The following is a 26,783-nucleotide window of genomic DNA, read 5'->3' as shown; positions in this document are numbered from 1 at the left end:
GCGGAGCGTCCCTTGAGGCATTCCCACGCGGAGCGTGGGAACGATCAACATCCAAAAACAATTCCAAGAGGTGTCGATATGCGTCTATTGAAATCCGTGGTTCCGGTCTCGCTGGCCTTGCTGTTCAGCGCCACTGCACAAGCTCAGCCAAGCGTGAGCGTCTACAACTGGACCGATTACATCGGCGAGACGACCCTCGCCGATTTCCAGGCAAAAACCGGGACCAAGGTGATCTACGACGTATTCGATTCCAACGAAACCCTGGAGGGCAAGCTGCTCGCCGGCCGCACGGGTTATGACGTGGTGGTGCCCTCCAACCATTTCCTCGCGCGCCAGGTGAAGGCCGGCGCGTTCCTTAAACTGGATCGCTCGCAGCTGCCTAACTGGAAAAACCTCGACCCGAAACTGCTGGCCTTGCTGGAAAAAAACGATCCGGGTAATGAACATTCGGTGCCGTACCTGTGGGGCACCAACGGCATTGGCTACAACGTCGACAAGGTCAAGCAAGTGCTGGGCATCGATCGCATCGATTCCTGGGCGGTGTTTTTCGAACCGGAGAATTTGAAGAAGCTCAGTCAGTGCGGCGTGTCGATGATGGATTCGGCGGATGAAGTGTTCCCGGCGGTCCTGAATTACATGGGCATGGACCCACTCAGCGAAAATCCCGAAGACTTCAAAAAAGCCGAGGCCAAACTGCTGACCCTCCGGCCTTACATCACCTATTTCCATTCGTCCAAGTACGTGTCGGACCTGGCCAACGGCGATATTTGCGTCGCGTTCGGCTATTCGGGCGATGTGTTCCAGGCAGCGAACCGGGCCAAGGAAGCGAAGAATGGTGTGAACATCGCCTACTCGATTCCCAAGGAAGGCAGCAACCTCTGGTTCGACTTGCTGGCGATTCCTGCCGACGCCAACAACCCGAAAGAGGCTCATTCGTTCGTCAACAACCTGCTGGATCCGCAAGTGATCGCCAAGGTCAGCGCCTCGGTCGGTTACGCCAATCCAAACCCGGCGGCCAAGCAATACATGGACCCGGAGCTGGTCAATAATCCAGAGGTCTATCCTCCTCAGGAAGTCCTCGACAAGCTCTACATCTCAACCACCCCGCCCCAGCCGATCATGCGGCTGATGACCCGCTCTTGGAGCAAAGTGAAGTCCAACCAATGAACCAGTACGACAACGAACACGCTCATTCCTATTACGCCGCGTCGGCCAAGGGCATGACACCCTACCCCACGCTGGACGCCGATCTTGAGGCCGATGTCTGCGTGGTGGGCGGCGGCTTTACCGGGGTCAACACCGCGATCGAACTGGCGCAACGCGGGCTCTCGGTGATTCTGCTGGAAGGCCGGCGAATCGGTTGGGGCGCCAGCGGGCGTAACGGCGGGCAGTTAATTCGCGGCATCGGCCATGACGTCGAAGGTTTCGCCCGTTATGTCGGTCAGGAAGGCGTGCGCTATTTGGCGCGTGCAGGTATCGAATCGGTGGAGCTGGTGGGCAATCGCATCCGTGAGCATGGGATCGATTGCGACCTGCGCTGGGGCTTCTGCGAGCTGGCCAATACCCCGGCGCAGTTCGAGGCGTTCAAGACGGAACTGCAAAGCCTCGCCGAACTGGGTTACAGCCATGAAACCCGACTCGTTGGCCCCGAGCAGATCCGCCAGCAAGTGGTGGCTTCCGATGTTTATGCCGGCGGTCTGATCGACATGGGTTCGGGTCATTTGCATCCGCTGAATCTGGTGCTTGGCGAAGCGCGCGTTGCCGAATCCCTTGGGGTGCGTATATTCGAACAAAGCCCGGTGCTGGAGTTGATTCACGGCAGCACCGTGCAGGTTCGCTGCGCGGGCGGCACGGTGCGCGCCGGCAGTCTGGTGCTGGGTTGTAATGCGCATCTGGAAGAACTCGAACCGCGTCTGAGCGGCAAGGTGCTACCGGCGGGCAGTTACATCATCGCCACCGAGCCTTTGGCGCCTGAGGTTGCCGCGCAATTGATCCCGCAGAACCTGGCGCTGTGCGACCAGAAAGTCGGCCTCGATTACTATCGGCTCTCGGCGGATCGACGCTTGTTGTTTGGCGGTGCCTGCCATTATTCCGGGCGCGATCCAGAGGACATCGGCGCCTACATGCGGCCGAAAATGCTCAAGGTCTTCCCGCAGTTGGCGGACGTGCGTATCGACTATCAATGGGGCGGCATGATCGGCATCACCGCCAACCGCTTCCCTCAGGCCGGACGCTTGAGTCAGTACCCGAACGTGTTCTACGCCCAGGGCTATTCCGGCCATGGCCTGAACGTGACCCATTGGTGCGCACGGCTGCTGGCCGAAGCGATTGATGCCGGGCACAGCCAGGGGCTGGACGTTTTCAGCGCCGTGCCGCACATGACCTTCCCCGGTGGAAAAGCCCTGCGTTCACCGCTGCTGGCCCTCGGCATGTTCTGGTATCGCCTGCGCGAATTGCTCGGTTGAAGGGGGATACCATCGTGGGTGCCGGTTTACTTGCAAGATCGGTGTGTCAGCCACTTATTGGTTGAATGTCAGGCCGTCTTCGCGAGCAAGCCCGCTCCCACAATTGACCGAGTTCTCTCAAAGGAATGCGCTCGAATGTGGGAGCGGGCTTGCTCGCGAAGAACGATGATGCGGTCGACCAGACTTTATGTCCCCATCCCCTTGATCAGTCTTTTAATTTGCTCAATCGCAAGTCACTTCTATATTGAGGGAGTGCTCTGACTATCCTGTTTCCTGGCGAGTGCGGCCTATGGCTACGACTGACCAACTGATCATCTGCGAGCACTGCGACTGCGTGTATGAAAAAGTCACGCTCGCCAAACATCAAAAAGCCCTGTGCACCTGCTGCGGCGGTGTACTCCAGCGTTATAACGGACTGTCGGTGGAGCAGCGTCTGGCTTTGGCCTTCACGGCAACGGTGCTGTGGATTTTCGCCAATTTCTATCCAGTCATGAGCATCAGCCTCAAGGGCCTGAAAAACAGTGCGACGCTGTGGGATTCTGTATTGGCGTTGAGCCAGGGGCCGATCACCTTTATTGCGCTGGTGGCGGCGATATCCATCATCATTGCGCCGCTTTTTCAACTGGTGTTGCTGATCTGGGTACTGAGCTTCGCCCTCGGGCATCGGCGCTCGCCCGGCTTCAAAGTGTGCATGCGCTGGCTGGAGACCCTCAGGCCCTGGAGCATGCTCGAGGTTTGTCTGCTGGGCGCAATGGTCGCGGTGTTCAAACTCGCAGGGTTGCTGGATGTCATACCCGGCATCGGCCTGTTTGCCCTGGCCGTTCTCAGCCTGCTGTTGATTCGCATCGCCGGGCGCGATGTCCGTGAACTGTGGGACATTTTATGAACAGCCCACCGCTCGCCAGCGAACTCAACCTGTGCCTGTGCCACAGCTGCGGCCTGGCCTGCGACATAACCGACAACCCTCACGAATGCCAACGCTGTGGCGCGCCACTGCATGCCCGTAAAACCAACTCACTGAGCCGGACATGGGCCTATCTGCTGGCCTCACTGGTGTTTTATATCCCGGCCAATCTGCTGCCGGTCATGAACACCAGTCTGTTCGGCAGCGGCTCCGACAGCACCATCATGAGCGGTGTGCTGGAGTTCTGGGCACACGGTGCGTGGGACATCGCCCTGATCATTTTTATCGCCAGTATCGCGGTTCCGGGCATCAAATTCGTTGCACTCTCCCTGCTGCTGATCACGGTGCAGCGCGGCAGCCTTTGGGCGCGCAAGGAGCGTTCGAAGCTTTACCGTTTCGTCGAGCTGATCGGCTACTGGTCGATGCTCGACGTGATTGTGGTCGCGCTGGTGGCAGCGCTGGTGAAATTCCAGGCCCTGGGCGATATCGAACCGCGCCTGGGCATTCTGTTTTTTGGTCTGGTGGTGGTGTTCACCATGCTATCGGCAATGAGTTTCGACCCACGTTTGATTTGGGATAACGCGCGGGAAAAACCACAAAACGAGGAGGTCATGGATGAAGTCGCAAGCCACTGATGGGCCGCAAGACCCCGGTCAGGCCACTATCAAGACCCGTCGCTTCAGCGTTTCGCTGGTGTGGATTGTGCCGATCGTTGCGGTGCTGGTGGGGATTTCCCTGGTAATACACAGCGTGATGCAGGAAGGCCCGACCATCACCGTCACGTTCAAGACCGGTAGCGGTCTCACGGCCAACAAGACCGAGGTCAAATACCGCAACGTGGTCATCGGCCATGTTTCTGAAGTAAAGCTGAGCGACGATCAAAAAAGCGTTAACGCCACGATCAAACTCGACAAACAGGCTGAAAGCTTCACCCGCGAAGACTCGCAATTCTGGGTCGTGCGGCCACGCATTGGTGCCGGCGGCGTCTCGGGCATCGATACGCTGCTGTCGGGTGACTACATTGGTGCCGACATCGGTCAGGCCAATGCCCGTTCCAAACACTTCACGGGTCTGGAAAACCCGCCGCCCATTACCTATGGCGAGCCAGGTAAACGCTTCATGCTGCACACTCAGGACCTCGGCTCGCTGGATATCGGCTCACCCATCTATTACCGCAAGATCCCGGTCGGGCAAGTGGTGGCGTATGCGCTGGATACCGACGGCAAAGGGGTGAACATCGAAGTCTTCGTGCATTCGCCCAATGACGTCTATGTCACCGAAAACACTCGCTTTTGGAATGCCAGTGGTATCGATGTGAGTGTCGGTGCCAATGGTTTTGCGGTGAGTACCGAGTCCTTGTCGTCCTTGTTGGTGGGCGGCATCGCGTTTCGCGCGCCGGAATACAGCCCCAACGATCAGCCGGCCAGGGAGGATAAAACCTTCGAGCTGTTCGAGGACCAGCAAACCGCCCTCGCGCCGCCCAGTGGCAAGGGGCAATACCTGAGCCTGCGTTTCGACCAGGCTCTTCGCGGGCTCAAGGTCGATGCCCCGGTGGAATTCCTCGGCATCGAATTCGGCAAAGTCGTCTCGGTCAATCTGGATTTCGATGCAAAAAAACGCACGTTCCCGGTCAATGTCGGCATCGTGATCTACCCGCAACGCCTCGGTCAGGCACATTTAAAAATGCTCGAGGCCCTGAAGCATGACCCCAATGACGAAGCCGCGGGAGTGCGCCTGATGGGCAGCTTCATCGAAAACGGCCTGCGCGCCCAGGCCCGTAGCGGCAATCTGTTGACCGGTCAGCTTTACATTGCGCTCGATTTCTACCCCAAAGCAGAGAAAGTCGTGTTCGATCCAACCGCCCGGCCGGTCATTATTCCCACCATTCCCGGCAGCCTCGAGCAGTTGCAGGAAAAACTCGAAGGCATGGTCAACAAGATCAACCAGCTGCCCATCGAACGCATTGCCGGCAACCTCGACAGTAACCTCGTCGAACTGCGCAAGGGCCTCGTACAGTTCAACGCCAGGACCCTGCCCGGCGTGCAGACCACCCTGGCGGACGTCAGCAAGACCTTGCAATCAGCCAGCTCGACCCTGGCCGAGGATTCGCCGCAACGGGAACAGTTGACTCAAACCCTGGACGAGCTCGGACGCATGTCGCGCTCACTGCGTGAGCTCTCGGATTACCTGGGCCGGCATCCGGAATCGCTGATTCGCGGTCGTCCCGACAATGCCGCGCCGATTGATTTGAAGGCGCCGCCACGCAACTGACCACAGGAGCAACACTCATGGCTTTTTCGCTGAAAATCACGCTGGTCACTGCGTTGTTATTGCTCACTGCTTGCCGTAGCGACCCGATTCAGTTCCATACCCTGACTCCGGCACAACTGGGCGGCGCAAGCGGCAGTGCCGCAGAAATCCAGATTGAGAGCATTACGGTTCCACCCCAGGTCGACCGCCCGCAGATTGTCATTCGTCAAGGCAACAGTGGCCTGGCGATCCTCGAAACCGAATGGTGGGCGGCGACGCTGGTGGATGAATTACGCAGCGCCCTGGTCGATCAACTGGTCAACAGTAACCTGCAACGCCGAGTGTCGTTGCGCCTGGACGTGCAGCGCTTTGATTCGATCCCCGGTCAATACGCGTTGATCGACGTCAAATGGCGCCTGCGCAGTCTCGGCGCCGGCGATACTGCACCGATCACCTGTCGCAGCACGTTGCAGACCCCTTCGGGTGCGAGCATCGATGACCTGGTGGTCGCTCATCAGAACAATGTGAAACGGTTGGCTGCGCTGATCAGTCAGGCGATCGGCTCGCAAAAAGGGTGTCCTTCGGCGTCCTGATCGCGGTTCACAAATCAAAACGATCAACCGCCCGCCGGCGTTCATTGTCGTCGCGCACATCGTAATTGGCCGTGGTCTGGATGTTGCTGTGGTGGGCCAGTTTCTGCGCGATCGACAGGTCGTGCTCTTCAATCACTCGGGTGATGAACGACCGCCGGAAATCGTGCGGCATGATTTTCACCCCGACCTGCGCACCGCGTTGCCGGGCAATGTAGTAGATCGCATGTTTGGTGATGCGCTCGCGGGTAATGTGGCTGCCACGGCGGATGCGGTTGAACAGGAACGGGTCGTCCGTCTCGCCCTCCTTTAATTGCGAACGCCGCAACTCCAGCCACGCATCCAGTTTGGCGAAGGCCCAGGCCGGCGCGTACTTGATCAGCTGTTTGTTGCCCTTGGCGGTGACGCACAGGCTGCGCTCGGTGAAATCCACCTGGGCCAGGTCCAGATTCACCGATTCCGATTTGCGCATCCCCGAACCGTACAGAATCCCGATGATGGCCGCGTCCCGTAGCCCTTGTGGTCGTGGGTCCGCGGCGCAGACCTCCATCAAGTCGCGAATCAAGGTGCGCTTGAGGTTGCGCCCCTGGGACAGACGCGTGCCGGCAATGCCTTTGACCGAACGCATTTTCAGCAAGTGCTCCTGACTGATCAGGCTCATGCGCCACGCTTCGTTCATCACTCCGCGCACCGCGTTAACGTACAGCGACGAGGTGTTCGGCGCGTAGCCGTCTTCGCGCAAGGTCGCCACCAGCGCAACGACATCCTCGGGCTGCAGTTGATGCCAGGGAATCTCTTCGATGTTCATGTCTTCGAAGTCCAGACGGTCAGCGGCGTCCTGCAACACATAACGCATGGTCAACTGGCTGGACGGCGCCAGACGCGCCAGGTACAGGGTCAATGGGTTGGCTTTTGAAACGAGGGATTCAGTAGCAGGTAAGTCAATCAATGAAACGGGCCTTGAAATGAATAAATACGCAGGCTCCCGTCATCCATTGAGCCCGCCGGGCCGTCACGCTGCCGACCATGGGCTGGAAAGTCAATGGTGGCTTCTTGGGGTGTCGACGAAACCAGGCATCGCCAATACCGAACGTCTGCTTGACTGGAAACAACACGATAGACGAATTGAAACATGGCCTGGCCTATCCTGAATCAGCAACCGCGGCTGCTCGAAGTCCACCAGCGACTGCCCAAGGATGGCAAACGTTATGAACAAGGCAACCTGGTGATTCTGATCTTTCCTCAGGGGGCGTCATGAGCCTGCTGCTCGTATTAGTTGCCTGCCTGCTGACCTGCCTGGGCCAGATCGCCCAGAAATACGCCGTGGAAAGTTGGCGCGGCAAGACGTCGGGCTGGGGCGAGAAACTGCGTTCGCCGTGGTTGTGGCTGGCGCTCGCCTTTCTGGGGTTGGGCTTGCTGGTCTGGCTGCTGGTGTTGCAACGCCTCGAAGTCGGCATCGCCTATCCGATGCTCAGCTTGAATTTCGTATTGATCACACTGGTCGCCCGCTTCGTCTTTCACGAAACCATCGACCGCCGTCACTGGCTGGGCGTGGCGTTGGTGATCGCTGGCGTGGCGTTGCTGGGGCAACACGCATGAGCCTGCGTCGCGGACTCGCCTTCGCCCTGGGCAGCGTGCTGCTGGGCAGCGCCGCGCAGTTGGGCATGCGCTGGAGCATGGTCCGCTTGCCCCCTCCCGACCAATGGTTACCCGCTTTGAGCAACGGCAGCGTCGATGTGTTCGCCGTGGCCGTCGTGCTGGCCGCCATCCTCGCCTATGCCGTGTCGATGTTCACCTGGCTCGCCGCCCTGCGGGATTTGCCCCTGGGTCGGGCCTATTCGCTGCTGAGCATCAGCTACGCGCTGGTGTACGTGCTGGCCGCCAGCCTGCCGCTGTTCAACGAAACCTTCAGCCTTTCGAAAACCCTCGGGGTGGCGTTGGTCATCCTCGGTGTCATCACCATCAACTCTCGACCTGCTCACGCGCCCACTATCAGGAGAGCTCCATGAAAATCAGTGTATTTGGCAGCGGTTATGTTGGCCTGGTGCAAGCCGCCGTCCTGGCTGAAGTCGGCCACGACGTGGTGTGCATGGACATTGACGAGAACAAAGTCGCGCTGCTGCAACAAGGCCACGTCAGCATCTTCGAACCGGGGCTGGCCAGCCTCGTGCGCGAAAGCCTGGAAGCCAAACGGCTGCAGTTCACCACGGACGAAAAATTCGCGGTGCAGCATGGCCAGGTGTTGTTCATCGCCGTCGGCACGCCGTCCCGGGACGATGGTTCGGCGGATCTGCGCTACGTGCTATCGGTGGGTGAAGCGGTGGCGCGTCACCGTGAACAACCGGTGATTCTGGTGGAGAAATCCACGGTGCCGGTGGGCACGGGGGATACGCTGCGCGCGCATATCGAAAAGTGCCTGCTCAAGGTCGGTCGACTGTTGCAGTTCGATATTGTCTCCAACCCCGAGTTTCTCAAAGAAGGTTCGGCCGTGGCTGATTGCCGGCGCCCGGACCGCATCATCATCGGCTGTGAGCGTGATGACGTGCGCGACGTAATGCGCGATCTCTACGCCCCATTCAACCGCAACCATGACCGCATCATGTTCATGGACCTGCGTAGCGCCGAGCTGACCAAATACGCCGCCAACTGCATGCTGGCGACCAAGATCAGTTTCATCAACCAGATCGCCGAGCTGGCCGAACATTTGGGCGCCGACATCGAATCGGTGCGACTGGGCATCGGTGCCGATTCGCGCATCGGTTACCACTTCATCTACCCCGGCTGCGGTTACGGTGGCTCGTGTTTTCCCAAGGACATGCGCGCGCTGATTCACAGTGCCGAAGCGGCCCACTGCTCCAGCGACCTGCTGCAAGCGGTGGAAGCCATCAACCAGCGGCAGAAACATAAACTGTTCGAACGCATCAACGCCTTCTACAAAGGCGATTTGCGCGGCAGAACCTTCGCTGTGTGGGGCCTGGCCTTCAAGCCCAACACCGACGACATGCGCGATGCGCCGAGCCGGGTGCTGCTGGAATCGCTGTGGGCTGCCGGGGCCCATGTACGGGCGTTCGACCCGGAAGCCATGCAGGAAACCCAACACCTTTACCCTGACGAATCGAAGCTGATGCTCATGGGCACGCCGGAATCGGTGCTCGCCGGGGCTGACGCGCTGATCATCTGCACCGAATGGCAACAGTTCAAGGCGCCGGACTTCAACCTGATCCAGCAACGGTTGAATGCACCGGTGATCTTCGACGGACGTAACCTGTACGACGCCGAGCGCCTGGCCCGCAGCGGCTTCCTGTACTTCCCGATGGGCCGCGGTGAATCGCGCAACCTGCCGATTCCCCATCAGCAATGGCCAGCGGCCTCGGTCGTGGCATGAACACAGTTTCGTCCGGCATTCGTCGGCAACTCGCTGGGCAACCTGCAAATGGATTTCGCCGGGTTTCACCGGTTCGGGCTGTGTTACGTGCTGCGGCTGCACCCGGAGATCATCGCCACGCCCGGGCGGATCGAGAACTGGAGTCGGTTCGCAACCTTGATCGGTGGTTAAATTGAATATTGCGCTGCCTTCGCCGGCCTCATCGCGAGCAGGCTCACTCCCACATTTGAAATGCGTGCCCCTGTGGGAGCGAGCCTGCTCGCGATTGGCGGCGACACCTCGCTAAAAACTAAAATAAGGACATTTGCCCCACCGTGGCCACTTACTCCCTCGTTATCCGCCGCTTGATGATCGTTTCGCTGACTATCGTCGTCAGCCGCGCCATTACCAGCCCGTTGCTCACCCTGTTTCTGAGCAACAAACTCGGCCTCAACCAACAGGACGTCGGCCTGTTGCTGGGCATCGCGGTGTTTATCGCCACCCTGCTCGCCCTTTACGGCGGCTATATCATCGACCGCCTCGAAAAACACCGGTTGCTGATTCTGACCATGCTCTCCAGCGCCATCGGTTTCGTGCTGCTGACCTTCGCCGAAAACCTCTACCTGACCACCGCCACCCTGGTGATCACCGAAACCGCCTCAGCGTTATTCCTGATCGGGTCCAAGGCGATCCTCAGCGAGAACCTGCCTATGGGCCAGCGCGCCAAGGCTTTTTCGCTGCGCTACACCCTGACCAACATCGGCTACGCCACCGGCCCGATGCTCGGCGTGGTGATCGCCGGGGTGCAGCCAACGGCGCCGTTCCTGATCGCCGGTGGCATCGCGTTCTTCAGTATTTTCCTGATGAGCGGGATTCCCAAAGACCCGGCCCAGACGCCCGCCATCGGCCAGCCCCAGAGTTTCCTCAAAACCCTGATCACCCTGAAGAACGATCGCACGCTGATCATGTTCACCTGCGGCTGTCTGCTCAGCACCGTGGTGCACGGCCGTTTCACCCTGTACCTGTCGCAATACCTGCTGGTCACCCAAGACACCAAACGCGCTCTGGAAACCATGGCCGCCCTGCTCGCCTGCAACGCCATCAGCGTGATCCTGCTGCAATACCAGATCGGCCGGTTCCTCAAACGCGAACAACTGCGTTACTGGATTGCTGGCGGCACCAGCCTGTTCATCCTCGGGTTGATCGGTTTCAGCCTGGCTGACAGCCTGGTGAGCTGGTGCGTGGCGATGTTCATTTTCACCCTCGGCGAAATGATCATTTACCCGGCCGAATTTCTCTTCGTCGACACCCTGGCCCCGGAAGAACTGCGCGGCAGCTACTACGGCGCGCAGAATCTCGCGGCCCTCGGCGGCGCGCTGAGCCCGGTGATCTGTGGCTATCTGCTGTTGCACACGCCCGCGCCCACCATGTTCTATGCCCTGAGCGCGTTGACGGCGATGGGCGGTTTGCTGTGCTTCATGAGCGGTCGGCGCGTGGCAATACTGCAAAAATAATGCACTGAGGCAGCATTAATATGAATTTGTCAGCATAAGGATTGATCGGCACACTGTGCGCCGTTCCTCCCCCAATAGTTGGAACTCCTTCAAGGGCTTTCTGGGTATCCCAGCTAAGCCTTTTTTTTGCCTCGATTTTTATACGGACCGTTTGCCTCATGTTCGCTCGCTGGTTACCTGCCGCCATCAATACCCGTCCTTCAGAATGGAGCCGCGCCGCTATCGGCATGGCGCTGGGGACGATGTGCAGCGTCTGGCTCTGCGGCCAAGTATTCGGCATGGATGTGGCGCTGCATCTGATCGGGCCGCTGGGCGCCTCGGCGGTGCTGTTGTTCGCCGTGTCCTCAGGCGCCCTCGCCCAGCCGTGGTCGATTCTTGGCGGTTACCTCTGCGCGGGGGTGGTTTCACTGCTGGTCGCTCACGTACTCGGACGCACCCTCGGCAGCGCGTGCCTCGCGGCAGGCATGGCACTGATTCTGATGTGCTGGTTGCGTTGCCTGCACCCACCGGCCGGTGCCTTGGCGTTGCTTATGGTAGTGGCAGACCCGGCGACCATCGCCCTGGAGTGGAAAGCCCTCGGCCCGGTAATGCTCAGCGCCTCGACAATGCTGCTCAGCGCAATGGCGTACAACAATCTGACGCGCATTCGTTACCCCAAACGCGCCAGTGAACCGGCACCGCTAATGATGCCCGCCCCCGACAGCCAGGCGATCACTGCCGCGGATCTTAAACTGGCCCTCGCCGACATGGAGGCCTTCTACGACGTCACCCCCGAAGACCTCGAACAACTGATCCATGCCAGTGAATTGCATGCCAAGCGCCGTAGCATCGGGGAAGTGCTGAGCAGCAGAGCCTGAGTTTATCAACGGCAGCAGCAGGCTTTTGTGGCGAGGGAGCTTGCTCCCGCCGGGCTGCGAAGCAGTCCCTTCACAGAGCCTGCGACTGCTGCGCAGTCGAACGGGAGCAAGCTCCCTCGCCACAGGTTGAAGTTGGACTCGACAACAGTTCAGGCTGCAGATTGCTGCTGCAACGGCACCGTCAGGCTCACCGCGCGCACCGACGCCCCGGCACTCAACCCCAACGTTTTCGCCGTTTGCGCATCGACGATCAAGGTCCCCGCAGCCACCCGCGCCGGTGCCGCGGTAATCCGGCACTCGGCAAACTGGCGGTTGTGGATCAGGTACGTTGCCGCCTGCTCTCCTGGCGTACCGATGCTCAGTTGCAGCACCTGACTGTCGCGCACCGCACGGATGTCGCCAGTGGCGCATTCGATCAGCGGCCCGCCATCAAAGATGTCGATATAGTCCCGGTGCTCGAACCCTTCTGCCTTGAGCATGCCCAGTGCCGGTTCGGTGTTGGGGTGCACGCGACCGATGACCGCGCGCGCCGCCTCAGGCAACAGGCAGGTCGGCAGCGGAAACTTGGGCATCAGTTCGGCAATGAAGGTTTTGTTGCCAAGGCCCGTGAGGTAGTCGGCGTCAGCGAAATTCATCTTGAAGAAGTGCCGCCCCAGACCTTCCCAGAACGGTGAAACGCCCTCTTCGTCCGAATAGCCGCGCATCTCCGCGATCACCTTGTCACCGAAGTGTTGACGAAACTCCGCCAAAAACAGGAAGCGTGCCTTCGACAACAAGCGGCCATTGAGGCCACTGCGGTGATCGGCATGCAAAAACAGCGAACACAGTTCTGAATGGCCGGTCATGTCATTGCCGAGGAACAACGTCGGCAGTTGCTGATTGATCCCGAGGTTTTTCGACGCGGCGACAAACAGGCCCAGTCGATAGTTGTACCAGGGCTCGCGCAGGCCGACGGCACCCGCCAATGCACAAATGCCGACCGCTTCGTGCTGGTCGTTCTCCAGCACGAACAGGTAATCGGCATCGCCGCGCTCGGCCTCGCCTGCAAAGGTTTTCGCCGCCCATTCCAGACGCTGGCTCAAACGCGCGGCGTCAGCCGGCAAGGTGGTCAAACCGGTTCCGGCGCTATGGGCCAAGGCTAACAGTGCCGGCAAATCCGCCGGTGTTGCAGGACGGACGATCATCGCACTTGCTCCTGGGCAGGTTTGGACTGACGTTTAGATAGATAGACTTCGGCCAACATGCAGCGAGCGCTGCCGCCGCCGATGCGTTCGATGGTGTCGATGTTCACCGGCAGCGGCGTGGTGTGGTTTTCGATCAAACGGCGCTGATCGGCATCCAGCGACTGCCAGGCGGTGCGTGACATCACCAGCAAGGGTTCGCCCGCGGCGTTGTGGACTTCCAGCATGTTGCCGGCGAACGACTCAAGCTGCGCCCAGTCCAGAGCGATCACCTTTTTACCGCTGTCTTCCAGCCGTGAGCGCAGGGCCAGGCGTTCAGCTGGATGAGTGACGGACGCCAGGCAAGCAATGGCCAGCCGCGTGCCGACACTCATCATCACGTTGGTGTGATAAATCGGCACGCCCTGGCGGTCCACCGCATTGAAGGCACACAGCTCGTAACCCAAATGATCAACCAGTTGATCCAGCGCCCGAGCGTGGGTGCGGGTGGAATAGCCGGCGTAACAAATCCGCCGCTGTCGATCCAGCACCATGCTGCCGGTGCCTTCGAGGAACACTTCCTGCTGTTCCAGGCTGGAAAGGTCCAGCAACTGCTCGACCCGGTATTCGTCCCGCAGCCAGTCGAGTACACCTTTATCGCGCTCCAGACGCCGGTTGTGGCCTTGCATCGGGTACAGCACCAACGTGCCGTCGGGGTGGCTGCTCCACCAGTTGTTGGGAAAGATCGAGTCGGGGGTGTGCGGGGCTTCGAGGTCGTTATGCACCAGGACTTCGACGCTGTGGCTGCGCAGCGCGGCGACGTAGCCATCGAACTCTTGCAAGGCCTTGAGCTGCACGTCCTCGGACACATCGGCCGGGCGCTGGAAACGGTTGTTCGCCGCCGTGTCCTGATTGAACGAGAAACGTGTCGGGCGAATCATCAAAACGGTATTGGTGGTTTGCATGGGCACAGATTCAATGAGGGTTGAGAGGTGCTCATTGTCTGTTTCGGCGATGGAAAAACCCGGTTGATAAGGGCTTTCGTGATGATGAAAACGGCTGAAGATTTTGTCTTTTTCAGCCGATTCGGCAAGGGTTAAAAACCAAAAGAATCACAGTTTGATCAGGTAAAGCGCAGAACCTGTGGGAGCGAGCTTGCTCGCGATAGCGGCGGGTCAGTCGACATTGATGTTGAATGTAAAAGCGCTATCGCGAGCAAGCTCGCTCCCACAGGGGATTGCGGTGTTCATTATTCCATCGTGGTCTTGACCATCGCCAGTTCCGGATGGCTGACCAGTTTGTCGATGTGCAACTCCGGGTCGTCGAACCAGACTTCGGTCAGCACCCGATAATGCTCCATGTCCCGGCAACGCATGCGCAGGCTGTAGTCGAACGCGCCGCTGATCAAACGGCATTCCAGCACCTGCGGACAACCACGAACCTTGGCCTCAAAGGCCTTTTGCGCCGCCCGCCCGCTTTGGTTCGACAACGCAACCAACACCAGCAGCGACAGGCCCGGCGTCAGTTTTTTTTCATCAAGAATGGCCCCGTAGCCACGGATAACCCCGAGCTGTTCGAGCTTGCGCACCCGTTCCAGGCACGGTCTGGGCGTCAGGTGCACGCGCTCGGAAAGCTTTTGATAAGTGATGCGCCCTTCGTGGCGCAGCACTTCGATAATTGCTTGATCGATACGATCAAGCACAATCGACAGATCGCGGATATCCGCCATGTACGTCTTGCCTCACTTCAAACGACCCGATAGGAATTGCTGTAAACGTTCACTCTTTGGCCGGTCGAGGATGGTTGCATCACCTTGCTCCTCGACCCGCCCCTGATGCAAGAACAACACCTGGCTGGACACTTGCCGGGCAAAGCCCATTTCGTGGGTCACCATCAACATGGTCCGGCCTTCTTCGGCCAGCGCCTGAATCACCTTCAGCACCTCGCCCACCAGTTCCGGGTCGAGGGCCGAAGTCGGCTCGTCGAACAACAGAATCTCCGGTTCCACGGCCAACGCCCGGGCAATCGCTACGCGCTGTTGTTGCCCGCCGGACAGAAACGCCGGGTATTGATCGGCCACCCGTTGCGGCAAACCAACCTTGTCCAGATACGCCCGTGCGCTCTCTTCGGCGGCCTTGCGGCTGATGCCCAGCACTCGACACGGCGCCAGTATGATGTTTTCCAGCACGGTCAGATGGCTCCACAGATTGAAATGCTGGAACACCATCGCCAGGCGTGTGCGCAAACGCTGCAACTGCGCCGGGTTGGCGACTCGCATGCCGCCAGCGCCCGGGCGAGTGATGACGCGCTCACCGTCCAGTTCGATGGCGCCCTCGTCCGCCCGCTCCAGAAAATTGATGCAGCGCAGCATGGTGCTTTTACCCGAACCGCTGGCACCGATCATGCTCACCACATCGCCGGCCCGTGCGTTCAACGAGACGCCTTTGAGCACTTCATTGTCACCAAAACGTTTGTACAGATTTTCAACCGTGAGTTTGTACATGCATAAGTCTCCTGCAGCAGCGCCTGCTGCGACGCTGCTCTGGATGAAAAGAGGAATTAGTGCGCCGGCCCGAGGAAGCTCAACCAGCGCTTCTCCGCCAGACGAAACGCGCCGACCAGACCGAACGACAGTGCGAGGTACAGCAGGCCGGCAATGCCGAAGGCCTGAAAGGTCATGAAGGTCGCGGCGTTGGCGTCTCGAGCGACTTTGAGAATGTCGGGAATGGTCGCGGTGAATGCCACCGACGTGGCATGCAACATCAGGATCACTTCGTTGCTGTAATACGGCAGCGCCCGGCGCAACGCCGAAGGCAGGATTAGCCGCAGGTACAGCCGCCAACCGCTCAAGCCGTAAGCATGGGCCGCCTCGATTTCACCGTAAGGAATGCTGCGAATCGCTCCGGCGAAGATTTCCACGGTGTAGGCGCAGGTGTTGAGCGTGAACGCCAGCAAGGTGCAATTCATCGCATCGCGAAAGAACGCTTCAAGCAGCGGTTGCGAGCGGACCACGGCGATGCCGTAGATCCCGCTGTAGCAAATCAGCAACTGGATATACAGCGGAGTGCCACGAAACACATAAGTGAACAGCTGAACCGGCCAGCGCAGCAGGCCCCAGCGCGACACCCGAAGGATAGCCAGAGGCAGCGACAGGAAGAACCCCATCACAATACTCGCCACCAGCAGCCACAAGGTCATCGCCAATCCGGTGAGGCTATAACCGTCGCTGAACAGAAAGGGTTTCCAGTATTCGGCAATCAACTCGATCATCGCGCCATCCCCCGTACGCCCTGGTTATAACGCCGCTCAAGCACGCGCAATACGTAGTTCGACGCGCTGGTGATCAGCAGGTACAGCGCCCCTGCCAGCAGCAGAAAATCGAGCATGTTGAAGGTGCTTTTGCCGGCCTCCTGCGCGACCTTGACCAGGTCCGACAAACCGATGATCGACACCAGCGCCGTGGCCTTGAGCAGCACCAGCCAGTTGTTGCCCAGGCTCGGCAAGGCGAAGCGCATCATTTGTGGAAAGACCACGAAGCGAAAACGCTGCCAACGGTTCAGACCAAAGCTGGCAGCGGCTTCCTGCTGGCCGCGCGGTACGCTCAGGATCGCCCCGCGGAAAGTCTCGGTGAAATACGCGCCGTAGATAAAACCGAGTGTGACGACGCCCGCTACAAATGGATCGATTTCCATGTAAGGCCAGCCCATGGCCTCGGTCAGACTGCTCAGCCAGCCTTGCAGGCTGTAGAAAATCAACAGCATCAACACCAGGTCCGGCACCCCGCGAATCAGCGTCGTGTAGAAGGTCGCAGGCAGGTTCAACAGCTTCAGCGGCGACAGCTTGGCCGCCGCGCCCAGCAGCCCCAGCACCATGCTCACCAGCAGCGACAGCGCCGACAGTTTGAGGGTGACCCAGGTGCCATGCAGCAACAAAGGGCCATAGCCTTGCAGGGCCGAAAGATCGACCCCGATCAGATTCAGGAAGGAATTCACGCCAGTCACCTGTCTTGAGGCGCCCGCTTTCAAGCGCTGCGCCTGTTACCAGGACGCAGCGCTCGGGGCGCGAGGATCAGTTGTTGTAGAGGTCCAGATCGCCGAAGTGCTTCTGCTGGATCTGTGCGTAGATGCCCTTTTCATGCAGGGCCTTGATGGCGGCATTGAGCATGCCTTTGAGCTCTTCGTTGTCCTTGCGGATGCCGATGGCGATTTCCGACGGCACCAATGGGTCGCTGATGCCTTCGCTGTTCTGGAAGTCCACCCCTTGCGGCGACGTCAGAAAGCTCATCTGCGCTTGCAGCTTGTCCTGGATTGACGCATCTAGGCGCCCGAAAACCAGGTCGGCGTAAACCTGATCCTGGTTCTGGTACGCGCGCAATTTCACCCCGCCCGGCCCCAGTTTTGCCTTGGCGTAGGTTTCCTGAATCGTGCCCTGCATGTAACCGATGGTCTTGCCCCGCAGCGACTCGGCGGTGGGCAACAGGCCGGAATCCTTGCGGGTGACGATGGCGGTCGGCCCGGCATACAGGCGATCGGTGAAGTCGATCTGTTTTTTGCGCGCGTCGGTGACGGTCATCGAGGATTCGATGGCGTCGAACTTGCCCGCCTTCAGGGCCGGGATCAGCCCGTCGAAGTCATTGCTGACCCACACGCACTTCAACTTCAGCTCGGCACAAATCGCATTGCCCAGGTCCACGCCAAACCCCTGCACGCCGCCATCGGCGGTGGTGGATTCAAAAGGCGGGTAACTGGGGTTGACGCCGAATCGCAACTCTTTCCACTCCTTGGCGCTGGCACCGGTGGAGCAGCACAGCAAAGCCAATGCCGGTAAGGTCAGCCATTTGATGTTCATCTTCTAGAGTCCCGGATTATTTGGATTTATCGCGGCTTGGCGCCTGCGCCGCACCACACTTTTTGACAGGGGCAGAGAGTCGATGCGGCATTCACCGCAGCCGTATTTGTTGTTGTTTTCGACTGGTCTAATCAGTCGTCGGGGTGCAGTCCGTTCCAGGCTCTTGATCGCAAGTGCTTGAAATGGATTGCCAGAATGCCAATTGCCTGGACGGTACAGGTGTCGTAAGGCCCTGTTCAGACAGCTCAACTGCGCTGAACGGAGGCCTTTCACAGCCGATTCTGTCGTTGGTTGCCGGATGAGGTTAAAGATCAAAAAAAAGATCAACAGATCGCAGCCTTGGGCAACTCCTGCGTTGACCGCGTTCACCGTGATTTTTCGGTATGAACACCCATTGCGCAGGAGTTGCCGAAGGTTGCGATCTTTTGATATTGCCCTAAGGTAAAAATGCAAACAGCACCTGCACGTATCCCGGTTGTACATCACAAATTTGCACTGATACGATCCAGCATCGCTCGCGTGCGAGCTTCTCTATAAAGAACAATAAAAGCAGGGAGTTAGTGATGACTGCTCAGGTTTCATCCCCGACAACACAGCCCATGGATGCCACGCAAAACGAAGTGTTGGCCGAGGTTCGCAATCACATCGGTCACCTGACCCTCAATCGTCCCGCCGGCCTCAACGCCATTACCCTGGAGATGGTCCGCAGCCTGCAACAACGGCTCGATGCCTGGGCACAGGATCCGCAGGTGCACGCGGTGGTCTTGCGCGGTGCCGGTGAGAAAGCGTTCTGTGCCGGCGGCGATATCCGCTCGCTGTACGACAGTTTCAAAAGCGGCGACACCTTGCACGAAGACTTCTTCGTCGAGGAATACGCCCTCGACTTCGCCATCCATCACTATCGCAAACCGGTCCTGGCCTTGATGGACGGCTTTGTGCTGGGCGGTGGCATGGGGCTGGTGCAAGGCGCCGATTTACGGGTGGTCACTGAGCGCAGCCGTCTGGCAATGCCGGAAGTGGCCATTGGATATTTCCCGGACGTCGGCGGCAGCTACTTCCTGCCGCGCATTCCCGGTGAGCTGGGCATTTATCTCGGCGTCACTGGCGTGCAGATTCGCGCCGCCGATGCGCTCTATTGCGGCCTCGCTGACTGGTACCTGGAAAGTGACAAGCTGGGCACGCTGGACGAGCAACTCGATCAGCTCGAATGGCACGAAACTCCGTTGAAGGACCTTCAAGGTCTGCTGGCGAAACTCGCCGTGCAACAACTGCCGGCTGCGCCATTGGCGGCATTGCGGCCGGCTATCGATCACTTCTTCGCCCTGCCCGATGTGCCGAGTATGGTGGAACAACTGCGTGAAGTGACCGTCGCCGACAGCCATGAGTGGGCCACGGCCACCGCCGACCTGCTGGAAAGCCGTTCACCGCTGGCCATGGGCGTGACCCTGGAAATGCTGCGGCGCGGTCGGCACCTGAGCCTGGAACAGTGCTTCGCCCTCGAACTGCACCTGGATCGCCAGTGGTTCGAACGCGGCGACCTGATCGAAGGCGTGCGCGCCTTGCTGATCGACAAAGACAAGAACCCGCGCTGGAACCCGCCGACTCTGCAGGCGCTGGACGCCGAGCACGTGGCGAGTTTTTTCACCGGGTTCGACCAGAGCGGGAGCTGAGCCATGCACGATATCGAATTGAGCGAAGAGCAAGTCATGATCCGCGACATGGCCCGGGATTTTGCCCGCGGCGAAATCGCGCCCCACGCACAAGCCTGGGAAAAGGCCGGCTGGATCGATGACGGTCTGGTGGCGAAGATGGGGGAACTGGGTCTGCTGGGCATGGTGGTGCCCGAGGAATGGGGCGGCACTTATGTCGACTACGTCGCCTACGCCTTGGCGGTGGAAGAGATTTCCGCTGGTGACGGCGCCACTGGTGCGCTAATGAGCATCCACAATTCCGTAGGCTGCGGGCCGGTGCTCAACTACGGCACCGAAGATCAGAAACAGCAATGGTTGCCGGACCTCGCCAGTGGCCAGGCCATCGGTTGCTTCTGCCTGACCGAACCCCAGGCCGGTTCCGAAGCTCACAACCTGCGCACCCGCGCCGAACTGCGCGACGGCCAATGGGTGATCAACGGCGCCAAGCAATTCGTCAGCAATGGCAAACGGGCGAAACTGGCGATCGTGTTTGCCGTGACCGATCCGGAGCTGGGCAAACGCGGCATTTCGGCGTTCCTGGTGCCGACCGAAACAGCGGGGTTCATCGTCGATCGCAGTGAACACAAGATGGGTATCCGCGCTTCCGATACCTGCGCCGTCACCCTGAACAATTGCACCGTTCCCGAGGCCAATCTGCTCGGCGAACGCGGCAAAGGCCTGGCCATCGCCCTCTCCAACCTCGAAGGCGGCCGCATCGGCATCGCCGCGCAAGCCTTGGGTATCGCCCGTGCGGCGTTCGAAGCGGCGCTGGCCTACGCGCGCGATCGGGTGCAGTTCGACAAGCCGATCATCGAACACCAAAGCATCGCCAACATGCTGGCCGACATGCATACCCGCTTGAACGCTGCGCGCTTGCTGATCCTGCATGCCGCACGGTTGCGCAGTGCTGGCAAACCGTGTCTGTCGGAGGCCTCACAGGCCAAGCTGTTTGCATCCGAGATGGCCGAGAAGGTCTGCTCGTCGGCGATACAGATTCACGGCGGGTATGGGTATCTGGAAGATTACCCGGTGGAGCGCTACTACCGGGATGCGCGGATCACGCAGATTTATGAAGGGTCGAGCGAGATACAGCGGATGGTGATTGCCCGGGAGCTCAAGCACTATCTGGTTTGAAGCCTTAAAAGCTTCGCGAGCAAGCCCGCTCCCACATTTGATCTCGGGTGTTCACAAATGCCGTTTACACCGCAGGACTAATGTGGGAGCGGGCTTGCTCGCGAAAGCGTCCGCAAGAACGCTACATCACTTACCCTGGAACTCCGCCTCACGCTTGGCAATAAACGCCGCCATCCCTTCCTTCTGATCCTGCGTCGCAAACGCCGCATGGAACACCCGACGTTCAAAACGCACGCCTTCCGACAGACTGACCTCAAAGGCGCGGTTGACGCTTTCCTTGATCATCATTGCAATCGGCAACGACTTCTTGGCAATCAGCGCCGCGACTTTCAGCGCCTCTTCCAGTAGCTCATCCGCCGGCACGATGCGCGCAACAATGCCGCAACGCTCCGCTTCCACCGCATCGATCAAACGCCCGCTCAGGCACATTTCCATGGCCTTGGCCTTTCCCACCGCGCGGGTCAGGCGCTGGGTGCCGCCCATGCCCGGCAACACACCGAGGTTGATTTCCGGCTGACCAAATTTTGCGTTGTCACCGGCCAGAATAAAGTCGCACATCAACGCCAGTTCACAACCACCGCCCAAGGCGAAACCGTTGACCGCGGCAATGATCGGCTTGCGGCGGTTGGCCACGCGATCGCTGTCGCTGAACAGGTCGTCGAGGTAGATCTGCGGGTAGGTCAGCTCGGCCATTTCCTTGATGTCGGCACCGGCGGCGAAGGCTTTTTTCGAGCCGGTCAGCACGATGCAACCGATGTTCGAATCGGCTTCCAGACCATCGAGGGCGTGGTTCAATTCGCTGACAATTTGCGCATTCAACGCATTCAAGGCTTGCGGACGGTTGAGGGTAATCAGGCCGACGCGGCCGTGGGTTTCCAGCAAAATCGTTTCGTAGTTCAGCTCTTTATTGCTCATAGAGGGGATTCCTTCTCAAAGATTGCGCGAAATGACCATGCGCTGAATATCGCTAGTGCCTTCGTAGATCTGGCAAACCCGCACGTCGCGGTAGATCCGCTCCAGCGGGAAGTCGTTCAGGTAACCGTAACCGCCGAGGGTTTGCAACGCCGAGGAGCAGACCTTCTCGGCCATTTCCGAAGCAAACAGCTTGGCCATGGACGCTTCCACCAGCGCCGGTTTGCCGCTGTCGCGCAATGCCGCGGCGTAATGCACCATTTGCCGGGCGACGGCAATCTGGGTTGCCATGTCCGCTAGCCGGAAGGCCACCGCCTGATGTTCGATGATCGGCTTGCCGAAGCTCTCGCGTTCGCGAGCATAGTCGCGGGCCGCTTCGAACGCGGCGCGGGCCATGCCCACCGATTGCGAGGCGATGCCGACACGGCCACCTTCAAGGTTGGCCAGGGCGATCTTGTAGCCTTCGCCCTCCTCACCCAGTCGATTGGCCACCGGGACTTTCACATCCTCGAAGAGGATCTGGCAGGTATCGGAAGCATGCTGACCGAGTTTGTCTTCGACACGCGCGACTTTATAGCCCGGCGAATCGGTGGGCACGATCAGCGCTGTGATCCCGCGCTTGCCGGCACTCGGGTCGGTCACCGCAAACACAATCACCACCCCGGCGTTTTGCCCGGAGGTGATGAACTGCTTGCAGCCGTTGAGCACGTAGTGATCGCCGTCCAGCCGAGCACGGGTTTTCAGGCTGCTGGCGTCGGAGCCGGCTTGCGGTTCGGTCAGCGCAAACGCACCGAGCATCGCGCCGCTGGCCAGCGGCTTGAGGAAGCGCTCTTTCTGGTCGTCGTTGCCGAACTTGAGGATCGGCACGCAACCCACCGAGTTGTGCACGCTCATGATGGTCGAGCAGGCGCCGTCGCCGGCAGCGATTTCTTCCAGGGCCATGGCGTAGGCCAGGTAACCGGTGTCACAACCGCCCCACTGCTCCGGCACCAGCATGCCGAAGAAGCCCAGATCGGCCATCTCGCTGATGGCTTCCTTGGGGAAGCGATGTTCGCGGTCCCATTCGGCGGCGAACGGTTTCAGCCGTTCCTGGGCAAACTGCCGGGCCGCGTCGCTGATCTGAAGTTGTTCGTCATTGGGGATCATGCCAAGTCCTTAAAAATTTGCCTTCGTACAAAATGCCTGTCAGTTGAAACACAGGACCTGTGGGAGCGGGCTTGCTCGCGAATGCGGTGTGTCATTCAACATTAATGTCGACTGACACGGCCTCTTCGCGAGCAAGCCCGCTCCCACAGGGATTGGCGTCAGCCCTTAATAGAGGCATTCCACAGCCATCGCCGTGGCTTCGCCGCCGCCGATGCAGATCGCTGCAACGCCGCGTTTCAGGCCCTTCTGGCGCAGGGCCGAGAGCAAGGTCACGAGGATCCGCGCGCCGGATGCACCGATCGGGTGGCCCAAGGCGCAGGCACCACCGTGAACGTTAATCTTCTCGTGGGGGATTTCCAGTGTGGTCATGGTCACCAGACTGACCACCGCAAAGGCTTCGTTGACTTCAAACAGCTCGACTTCGTCCAGGGACCAGCCGGTTTTCTTCATCAGCTTCTTGATCGCGCCCACCGGTGCCACCGGGAACAGCCCCGGCGTGTCGGCAAATGCAGCGTGACCATGAATCACCGCCAGCGGTTTCAGGCCTTGTTTGTCTGCTTCAGAACGACGCATCAACACCAGTGCCGCCGCACCGTCGGAGATGGAACTGGAGTTCGCCGCAGTCACGGTGCCACCGTCGCGGAACGCTGGTTTCAGCGAGGCGATCTTGTCCAGTTTGGCTTTCGGCGGCTGTTCGTCGTGGCTGATCAGCACCTGCTCTTTGCCGACCATCACCTGCACGGGCACGATCTCGGCGGTGAAGCTGCCGTCCTTGATCGCCTGTTGGGCGCGGGTGGTCGAAGCTATGGCAAAGGTGTCCTGAGCTTCGCGGGTAAAACCGTTGGTTTCGGCGCAATCCTCGGCGAAGGTGCCCATCAGGCGGCCCTTGTCGTAAGCGTCTTCGAGGCCGTCGAGGAACATGTGATCGAGCACCCGGCCATGGCCCATGCGGTAACCGCTGCGGGCGCGGTCCAGCAAGAATGGCGCGTTGGACATGCTTTCCATGCCCCCGGCGATCACCACATCGGCACTGCCTGCGATCAGCATGTCGTGGGCCAGGATCGTGGCCTCCATGCCCGAGCCGCACATCTTGTTCAGTGTCGTGCAACGGGTCGATTTATCCAGCCCGGCGCCCAGTGCCGCTTGCCGCGCCGGGGCCTGGCCGAGGCCGGCGGACAGCACGCAACCGAACAGCACTTCTTCTACGGATTCAGGGGCGATACCGGCGCGTTCGACGGCAGCACGAATCGCCGCGGCGCCCAGCTGCGGCGCGGTCAGGCTTTTCAGTTCGCCCTGAAAACCGCCCATCGGGGTGCGGACGGCGCTGACAATAACAATCGGATCGTTGGAAAGTGTCATGTCTAATCCTCGTTATTTGGCGGCCATGCGCAGGGCACCGTCGAGACGGATCACCTCGCCGTTGAGCATGCTGTTTTCTATGATATGCCTGACCAGCGCGGCGTACTCGCTCGGCTTGCCCAGGCGCGGTGGAAACGGCACGCCAGAGGCCAACGACTCGCGCACTTCCGGGGTCATGCCAGCCATCATCGGCGTTTCGAAAATGCCCGGGGCGATGGTCATCACGCGGATGCCGAAGCGCGCCAGTTCACGGGCGGCGGGCAAGGTCAGGCTGACGATCGCGCCTTTCGACGCCGAATACGCGGCCTGGCCGATCTGGCCGTCGAAGGCTGCGGCCGAAGCGGTGTTGATGATCACACCACGCTCGCCATCTTCGTCGGCTTCGGTTTCGGCAATCGCCGCCGCCGCCAGGCGCAGCATGTTGAAGCTGCCGATCAGGTTGACGTTGATCACTTGACTGAAACTGTCCAGTGCATGAGGGCCGTTCTTGCCGAGGATCTTTTCGCCACGGACGATGCCGGCGCAATTGACCAGACCATTGAGGCCGCCAAACGCTTTGACCGTCGCCTGCACAGCCGCTTGTGCGGCAGCTTCATTGCTGATGTCCGCCACCACGCTTTGCGCGCCGAGACGTGCAGCCTGGGCCGCGACGGCTTCGGCGTTCATGTCCACCAGCATCACCTTGGCGCCGGCAGCCACCAGCATTTCAGCGGTGGCGGCACCGAGGCCGGACGCACCGCCGGTGACGAGAAAAACCTTGTTTTCGATCTGCATCATTGTTTCCTTGGATTCAAGCTGAGACGTTCTTCGCGGCGGCCTCTTGAGCCTTGGCGATTTCCTGGTTGCGCAAGATAAAGCGCTGCAATTTGCCGCTTGGGGTTTTCGGCAATTCGCTGACAAATTCGATTTCACGGGGGTACGCGTGCGCCGCCAGACGCTTGCGCACGTGTTGGCGCAGCTCTTCGGCGAGCGCAGGTTCGGCGCGGTATTGCGGGCTGAGCACGACGAAGGCTTTGACCAGTTCGGTGCGCTCCGGATCGGGCTTGCCAATCACGGCGGCTTCGACCACTGCCGGGTGTTCGATCAGCGCGCTTTCCACGTCAAACGGGCCAACGCGGTAGCCAGACGTGGTTATCACGTCGTCGCTGCGGCCGACGAAGCTGATGCTGCCGTCCGGGTTCCACTCGACGGTGTCGCCGCTCAGGTAATAGTTGCCGACGAACGCCTTGGTCGGTGCGCCTTCGTAACCGCCGAACCAGCACATCGGCGACTGGGTACGGTCGATGGCCAGAATGCCTGGCTGGCCGACGCCCAGTTCTTTGTATTCGTCGTCGAGCACCACGATGCGGTGGCCCGGCGAGGCGAAACCGGCAGCGCCGACGTGTACCGGATGATCGAGGCCGTGGTGATTGCACAAAACCATGCCCAGTTCGGTCTGGCCGTAGTGGTCGTGGATCACCACGTCGAGGTTATCGGCGAACCAGCGGATCACTTCCGGGTTCAGCGGCTCGCCGGCGCTACTGACGATGCGCAACTTGCCCTTGATCGAACGGGCGAATTCATCGCCACCGGCAATCAACAAGCGGTAGGCGGTCGGCGACCCGGTGAGGTTGGTGATCCCGTATTTGTTGATCACCCGGCAGGTGCTTTCGAGGGTGAATGGGCCATCGTAAAAGGTGATCGGGTGCCCCATCGCCATCGGCCCGGTGACGCCGAAATAGATGCCGTAGGCCCAGCCCGGGTCGGCGACGTTCCAGAATGCGTCTTCAGGGCGCAGATCCACCGCGTCACGGGTGTAACTCTGGAACGCGACGATGGCCTTGAGCGGCACCGACAGGGCTTTCGACGGGCCAGTGGTGCCCGAGGTAAACATCAGCAGGAACGGGTCTTCGCTGGTCAGCAGTACCGGTTCGCACTCGGGGGAATAATGGGCCAGCTCGGCCCAGAAACTGAAGTCGCCACGCACAATGCCCTGCCCCTTGGGGCCGCCAACGGTGACGATGGTCGGGCAGTCGGCCACTTCAGCGAGTTTCGGGCGATTGACCGCGTCGGTCACCACCACGGCGGCACCGGAGCTGTTGAGGCGATGTTCGATGGCTTTCGGGCCGAAGGCGGTAAACAGCGGCTGATAGACCGCGCCGATGCGCCAGGTGGCGAACACGGTGATCAGTAATTCAATGTTGCGTGGCAAGAGGCCGGCGACTTTATCGCCCTTCTTCACGCCCTGGGCCAGCAGGAAATTGGCAAGCCGCGCGGCTTTGTCCTGCAAGTCGCTGAAGGTGTAGGTCGCGCTGGCGCCGTCGCGGCCTTCCCAGAACAGCGCGATGCGCCCCGGCAAGGCATGCCGGTCGCAACACTCGACGCAGGCATTGAGCGCGCTCAACGACCCTGCAAGCGCGGCATCGACGGTATGCTGATAATTGAACTGTGACGTGGCAGACAAATAATCGCGCATTGCCAGAATCCCTCTGTATTTTTATTAGGTTGGGGGAACCGTAATTAACAGGGAAATACTCGCTCTGCGCGGGGAGCGGGACAATGGTCAAAGTTATCAAGTTGTGTGACTGGTTTGGCCAAGGTTCAAGGGAT

General features: G+C 59.9%; 26 protein-coding genes and 2 pseudogenes. 15 read left to right on the top strand and 13 right to left on the bottom strand.

Features of this window, described 5'->3' with window-relative positions:
* The first annotated feature begins 78 nt into the window (after positions 1-78).
* The 6 genes from IC37_RS13370 (at position 79) to IC37_RS13345 (ending at position 6,212) form a co-directional block, all read left to right on the top strand.
* Positions 79-1,167: a polyamine ABC transporter substrate-binding protein gene (locus IC37_RS13370; protein WP_030131366.1), complete on the top strand. Its 1,089-nt coding sequence runs from the start codon at positions 79-81 to the stop codon at positions 1,165-1,167.
* Entirely contained in the window at positions 1,164-2,465 is a 1,302-nt protein-coding gene (locus IC37_RS13365; RefSeq protein WP_030131367.1) for an FAD-binding oxidoreductase, read from the top strand. Before IC37_RS13370 ends, IC37_RS13365 begins: the two co-directional genes overlap by 4 nt.
* A gap of 289 nt (positions 2,466-2,754) precedes the next feature.
* Entirely contained in the window at positions 2,755-3,351 is a 597-nt protein-coding gene (locus tag IC37_RS13360) for a paraquat-inducible protein A (RefSeq protein ID WP_030131368.1), read from the top strand.
* Positions 3,348-4,004 carry a paraquat-inducible protein A gene (locus IC37_RS13355; protein ID WP_030131369.1) on the top strand — a complete coding sequence of 219 codons (657 nt, stop codon included), beginning with the start codon at positions 3,348-3,350 and terminating at the stop codon, positions 4,002-4,004. Before IC37_RS13360 ends, IC37_RS13355 begins: the two co-directional genes overlap by 4 nt.
* Positions 3,985-5,640 (top strand): intermembrane transport protein PqiB, encoded by a 1,656-nt coding sequence (locus tag IC37_RS13350; protein ID WP_030131370.1) that lies wholly within the window; start codon positions 3,985-3,987, stop codon positions 5,638-5,640. The genes IC37_RS13355 and IC37_RS13350 overlap by 20 nt, the downstream gene beginning before the upstream one ends.
* Positions 5,641-5,657: 17 nt before the next feature.
* Entirely contained in the window at positions 5,658-6,212 is a 555-nt protein-coding gene (locus tag IC37_RS13345; protein ID WP_030131371.1) for a membrane integrity-associated transporter subunit PqiC, read from the top strand.
* Between the two features lie 7 nt (positions 6,213-6,219).
* On the opposite strand, the gene xerC is transcribed toward IC37_RS13345, so the two are convergent.
* Positions 6,220-7,158: a tyrosine-type recombinase/integrase gene (gene xerC, locus IC37_RS13340; RefSeq protein ID WP_030131372.1), complete on the bottom strand. Its 939-nt coding sequence runs from the start codon at positions 7,156-7,158 to the stop codon at positions 6,220-6,222.
* A gap of 137 nt (positions 7,159-7,295) precedes the next feature.
* Here xerC and IC37_RS13335 point away from each other — a divergent pair.
* The 7 genes and pseudogenes from IC37_RS13335 to IC37_RS13305 all read left to right on the top strand — a co-directional run.
* Positions 7,296-7,467, top strand: a pseudogene (locus IC37_RS13335) (4-amino-4-deoxy-L-arabinose lipid A transferase); the annotation flags it as partial.
* Entirely contained in the window at positions 7,464-7,808 is a 345-nt protein-coding gene (gene arnE / locus IC37_RS13330) for a 4-amino-4-deoxy-L-arabinose-phosphoundecaprenol flippase subunit ArnE (protein WP_030131373.1), read from the top strand. The pseudogene IC37_RS13335 and the gene arnE, both read left to right, overlap by 4 nt.
* Positions 7,805-8,218 (top strand): 4-amino-4-deoxy-L-arabinose-phosphoundecaprenol flippase subunit ArnF, encoded by a 414-nt coding sequence (gene arnF / locus IC37_RS13325; protein WP_030131374.1) that lies wholly within the window; start codon positions 7,805-7,807, stop codon positions 8,216-8,218. Before arnE ends, arnF begins: the two co-directional genes overlap by 4 nt.
* Positions 8,215-9,594: a UDP-glucose/GDP-mannose dehydrogenase family protein gene (locus IC37_RS13320; RefSeq protein ID WP_030131375.1), complete on the top strand. Its 1,380-nt coding sequence runs from the start codon at positions 8,215-8,217 to the stop codon at positions 9,592-9,594. Before arnF ends, IC37_RS13320 begins: the two co-directional genes overlap by 4 nt.
* A gap of 30 nt (positions 9,595-9,624) precedes the next feature.
* Positions 9,625-9,726: pseudogene (locus tag IC37_RS13315) on the top strand (polysaccharide deacetylase); the annotation flags it as partial.
* 182 nt (positions 9,727-9,908) lie between these two features.
* Positions 9,909-11,087 (top strand): MFS transporter, encoded by a 1,179-nt coding sequence (locus IC37_RS13310; protein ID WP_030131376.1) that lies wholly within the window; start codon positions 9,909-9,911, stop codon positions 11,085-11,087.
* Between the two features lie 158 nt (positions 11,088-11,245).
* A complete protein-coding gene (locus tag IC37_RS13305) occupies positions 11,246-11,944 on the top strand; it encodes an HPP family protein (protein WP_030131377.1) in 699 nt (232 codons plus the stop codon).
* Between the two features lie 149 nt (positions 11,945-12,093).
* Here the strand turns inward: IC37_RS13305 and astA are convergent, their stop codons facing one another.
* The 7 genes from astA to IC37_RS13270 form a co-directional block, all read right to left on the bottom strand.
* A complete protein-coding gene (gene astA / locus IC37_RS13300) occupies positions 12,094-13,128 on the bottom strand; it encodes an arginine N-succinyltransferase (RefSeq protein WP_030131378.1) in 1,035 nt (344 codons plus the stop codon).
* Complete coding sequence (gene ctlX, locus IC37_RS13295) at positions 13,125-14,069, bottom strand: citrulline utilization hydrolase CtlX (RefSeq protein WP_030131379.1); 945 nt, start codon at positions 14,067-14,069, stop codon at positions 13,125-13,127. The genes astA and ctlX overlap by 4 nt, the downstream gene beginning before the upstream one ends.
* A 284-nt stretch (positions 14,070-14,353) precedes the next feature.
* Positions 14,354-14,833 (bottom strand): Lrp/AsnC family transcriptional regulator, encoded by a 480-nt coding sequence (locus IC37_RS13290; RefSeq protein ID WP_007900194.1) that lies wholly within the window; start codon positions 14,831-14,833, stop codon positions 14,354-14,356.
* A gap of 12 nt (positions 14,834-14,845) precedes the next feature.
* Complete coding sequence (locus IC37_RS13285; protein ID WP_030131380.1) at positions 14,846-15,607, bottom strand: ABC transporter ATP-binding protein; 762 nt, start codon at positions 15,605-15,607, stop codon at positions 14,846-14,848.
* Positions 15,608-15,663: 56 nt separating this feature from the next.
* On the bottom strand, positions 15,664-16,374 hold the full coding sequence (locus IC37_RS13280) for an ABC transporter permease (RefSeq protein WP_030131381.1): 711 nt from the start codon (positions 16,372-16,374) through the stop codon (positions 15,664-15,666).
* On the bottom strand, positions 16,371-17,096 hold the full coding sequence (locus IC37_RS13275; RefSeq protein WP_030131382.1) for an ABC transporter permease: 726 nt from the start codon (positions 17,094-17,096) through the stop codon (positions 16,371-16,373). The genes IC37_RS13280 and IC37_RS13275 overlap by 4 nt, the downstream gene beginning before the upstream one ends.
* Before the next feature lie 76 nt (positions 17,097-17,172).
* Complete coding sequence (locus IC37_RS13270) at positions 17,173-17,952, bottom strand: transporter substrate-binding domain-containing protein (protein ID WP_008008588.1); 780 nt, start codon at positions 17,950-17,952, stop codon at positions 17,173-17,175.
* Positions 17,953-18,515: 563 nt separating this feature from the next.
* On the opposite strand from IC37_RS13270, the gene IC37_RS13265 reads away from it, so the two are divergent.
* Positions 18,516-19,622: an enoyl-CoA hydratase/isomerase family protein gene (locus IC37_RS13265; protein ID WP_030131383.1), complete on the top strand. Its 1,107-nt coding sequence runs from the start codon at positions 18,516-18,518 to the stop codon at positions 19,620-19,622.
* A gap of 3 nt (positions 19,623-19,625) precedes the next feature.
* Positions 19,626-20,777, top strand: a complete 1,152-nt coding sequence (locus tag IC37_RS13260) for an acyl-CoA dehydrogenase family protein (RefSeq protein ID WP_030131384.1) — start codon at positions 19,626-19,628, stop codon at positions 20,775-20,777.
* Positions 20,778-20,903: 126 nt separating this feature from the next.
* Here IC37_RS13260 and IC37_RS13255 read toward each other — a convergent pair whose 3' ends face one another.
* The 5 genes from IC37_RS13255 to IC37_RS13230 all read right to left on the bottom strand — a co-directional run bounded on the left by IC37_RS13255 (position 20,904) and on the right by IC37_RS13230 (position 26,649).
* Positions 20,904-21,677: an enoyl-CoA hydratase gene (locus IC37_RS13255; RefSeq protein ID WP_030131385.1), complete on the bottom strand. Its 774-nt coding sequence runs from the start codon at positions 21,675-21,677 to the stop codon at positions 20,904-20,906.
* 30 nt (positions 21,678-21,707) lie between these two features.
* Positions 21,708-22,835, bottom strand: a complete 1,128-nt coding sequence (locus IC37_RS13250) for an acyl-CoA dehydrogenase (protein WP_030131386.1) — start codon at positions 22,833-22,835, stop codon at positions 21,708-21,710.
* A gap of 165 nt (positions 22,836-23,000) precedes the next feature.
* Entirely contained in the window at positions 23,001-24,194 is a 1,194-nt protein-coding gene (locus IC37_RS13240; protein ID WP_030131387.1) for an acetyl-CoA C-acyltransferase, read from the bottom strand.
* Positions 24,195-24,206: 12 nt separating this feature from the next.
* The gene (locus IC37_RS13235; protein WP_030131388.1) at positions 24,207-24,968 is read right to left on the bottom strand and encodes an SDR family NAD(P)-dependent oxidoreductase; all 762 of its coding nucleotides are present in this window, start codon (positions 24,966-24,968) and stop codon (positions 24,207-24,209) included.
* Between the two features lie 16 nt (positions 24,969-24,984).
* Positions 24,985-26,649, bottom strand: a complete 1,665-nt coding sequence (locus tag IC37_RS13230; protein ID WP_030131389.1) for an AMP-binding protein — start codon at positions 26,647-26,649, stop codon at positions 24,985-24,987.
* Positions 26,650-26,783: the final 134 nt, after the last annotated feature.

This window comes from Pseudomonas sp. QTF5, assembly GCF_000512695.2.
Classification (GTDB): domain Bacteria; phylum Pseudomonadota; class Gammaproteobacteria; order Pseudomonadales; family Pseudomonadaceae; genus Aquipseudomonas.
Note: the sequence above shows the minus strand (reverse complement) of the source record. Positions and strands in the feature narration are given on the sequence as shown.

Bases quoted from the DNA above. Each gene is read 5' to 3' on its own strand.
- IC37_RS13370 (WP_030131366.1), top strand. From the start codon at position 79: ATGCGTCTATTGAAATCCGTGGTTCCGGTCTCGCTGGCCTTGCTGTTC.
- IC37_RS13365 (WP_030131367.1), top strand. From the start codon at position 1,164: ATGAACCAGTACGACAACGAACACGCTCATTCCTATTACGCCGCGTCG.
- IC37_RS13360 (WP_030131368.1), top strand. From the start codon at position 2,755: ATGGCTACGACTGACCAACTGATCATCTGCGAGCACTGCGACTGCGTG.
- IC37_RS13355 (WP_030131369.1), top strand. From the start codon at position 3,348: ATGAACAGCCCACCGCTCGCCAGCGAACTCAACCTGTGCCTGTGCCAC.
- IC37_RS13350 (WP_030131370.1), top strand. From the start codon at position 3,985: ATGAAGTCGCAAGCCACTGATGGGCCGCAAGACCCCGGTCAGGCCACT.
- IC37_RS13345 (WP_030131371.1), top strand. From the start codon at position 5,658: ATGGCTTTTTCGCTGAAAATCACGCTGGTCACTGCGTTGTTATTGCTC.
- arnE (WP_030131373.1), top strand. From the start codon at position 7,464: ATGAGCCTGCTGCTCGTATTAGTTGCCTGCCTGCTGACCTGCCTGGGC.
- arnF (WP_030131374.1), top strand. From the start codon at position 7,805: ATGAGCCTGCGTCGCGGACTCGCCTTCGCCCTGGGCAGCGTGCTGCTG.
- IC37_RS13320 (WP_030131375.1), top strand. From the start codon at position 8,215: ATGAAAATCAGTGTATTTGGCAGCGGTTATGTTGGCCTGGTGCAAGCC.
- IC37_RS13305 (WP_030131377.1), top strand. From the start codon at position 11,246: ATGTTCGCTCGCTGGTTACCTGCCGCCATCAATACCCGTCCTTCAGAA.
- astA (WP_030131378.1), bottom strand. From the start codon at position 13,128: ATGATCGTCCGTCCTGCAACACCGGCGGATTTGCCGGCACTGTTAGCC.
- ctlX (WP_030131379.1), bottom strand. From the start codon at position 14,069: ATGCAAACCACCAATACCGTTTTGATGATTCGCCCGACACGTTTCTCG.
- IC37_RS13290 (WP_007900194.1), bottom strand. From the start codon at position 14,833: ATGGCGGATATCCGCGATCTGTCGATTGTGCTTGATCGTATCGATCAA.
- IC37_RS13285 (WP_030131380.1), bottom strand. From the start codon at position 15,607: ATGTACAAACTCACGGTTGAAAATCTGTACAAACGTTTTGGTGACAAT.
- IC37_RS13280 (WP_030131381.1), bottom strand. From the start codon at position 16,374: ATGATCGAGTTGATTGCCGAATACTGGAAACCCTTTCTGTTCAGCGAC.
- IC37_RS13270 (WP_008008588.1), bottom strand. From the start codon at position 17,952: ATGAACATCAAATGGCTGACCTTACCGGCATTGGCTTTGCTGTGCTGC.
- IC37_RS13265 (WP_030131383.1), top strand. From the start codon at position 18,516: ATGACTGCTCAGGTTTCATCCCCGACAACACAGCCCATGGATGCCACG.
- IC37_RS13260 (WP_030131384.1), top strand. From the start codon at position 19,626: ATGCACGATATCGAATTGAGCGAAGAGCAAGTCATGATCCGCGACATG.
- IC37_RS13250 (WP_030131386.1), bottom strand. From the start codon at position 22,835: ATGATCCCCAATGACGAACAACTTCAGATCAGCGACGCGGCCCGGCAG.
- IC37_RS13240 (WP_030131387.1), bottom strand. From the start codon at position 24,194: ATGACACTTTCCAACGATCCGATTGTTATTGTCAGCGCCGTCCGCACC.
- IC37_RS13235 (WP_030131388.1), bottom strand. From the start codon at position 24,968: ATGCAGATCGAAAACAAGGTTTTTCTCGTCACCGGCGGTGCGTCCGGC.
- IC37_RS13230 (WP_030131389.1), bottom strand. From the start codon at position 26,649: ATGCGCGATTATTTGTCTGCCACGTCACAGTTCAATTATCAGCATACC.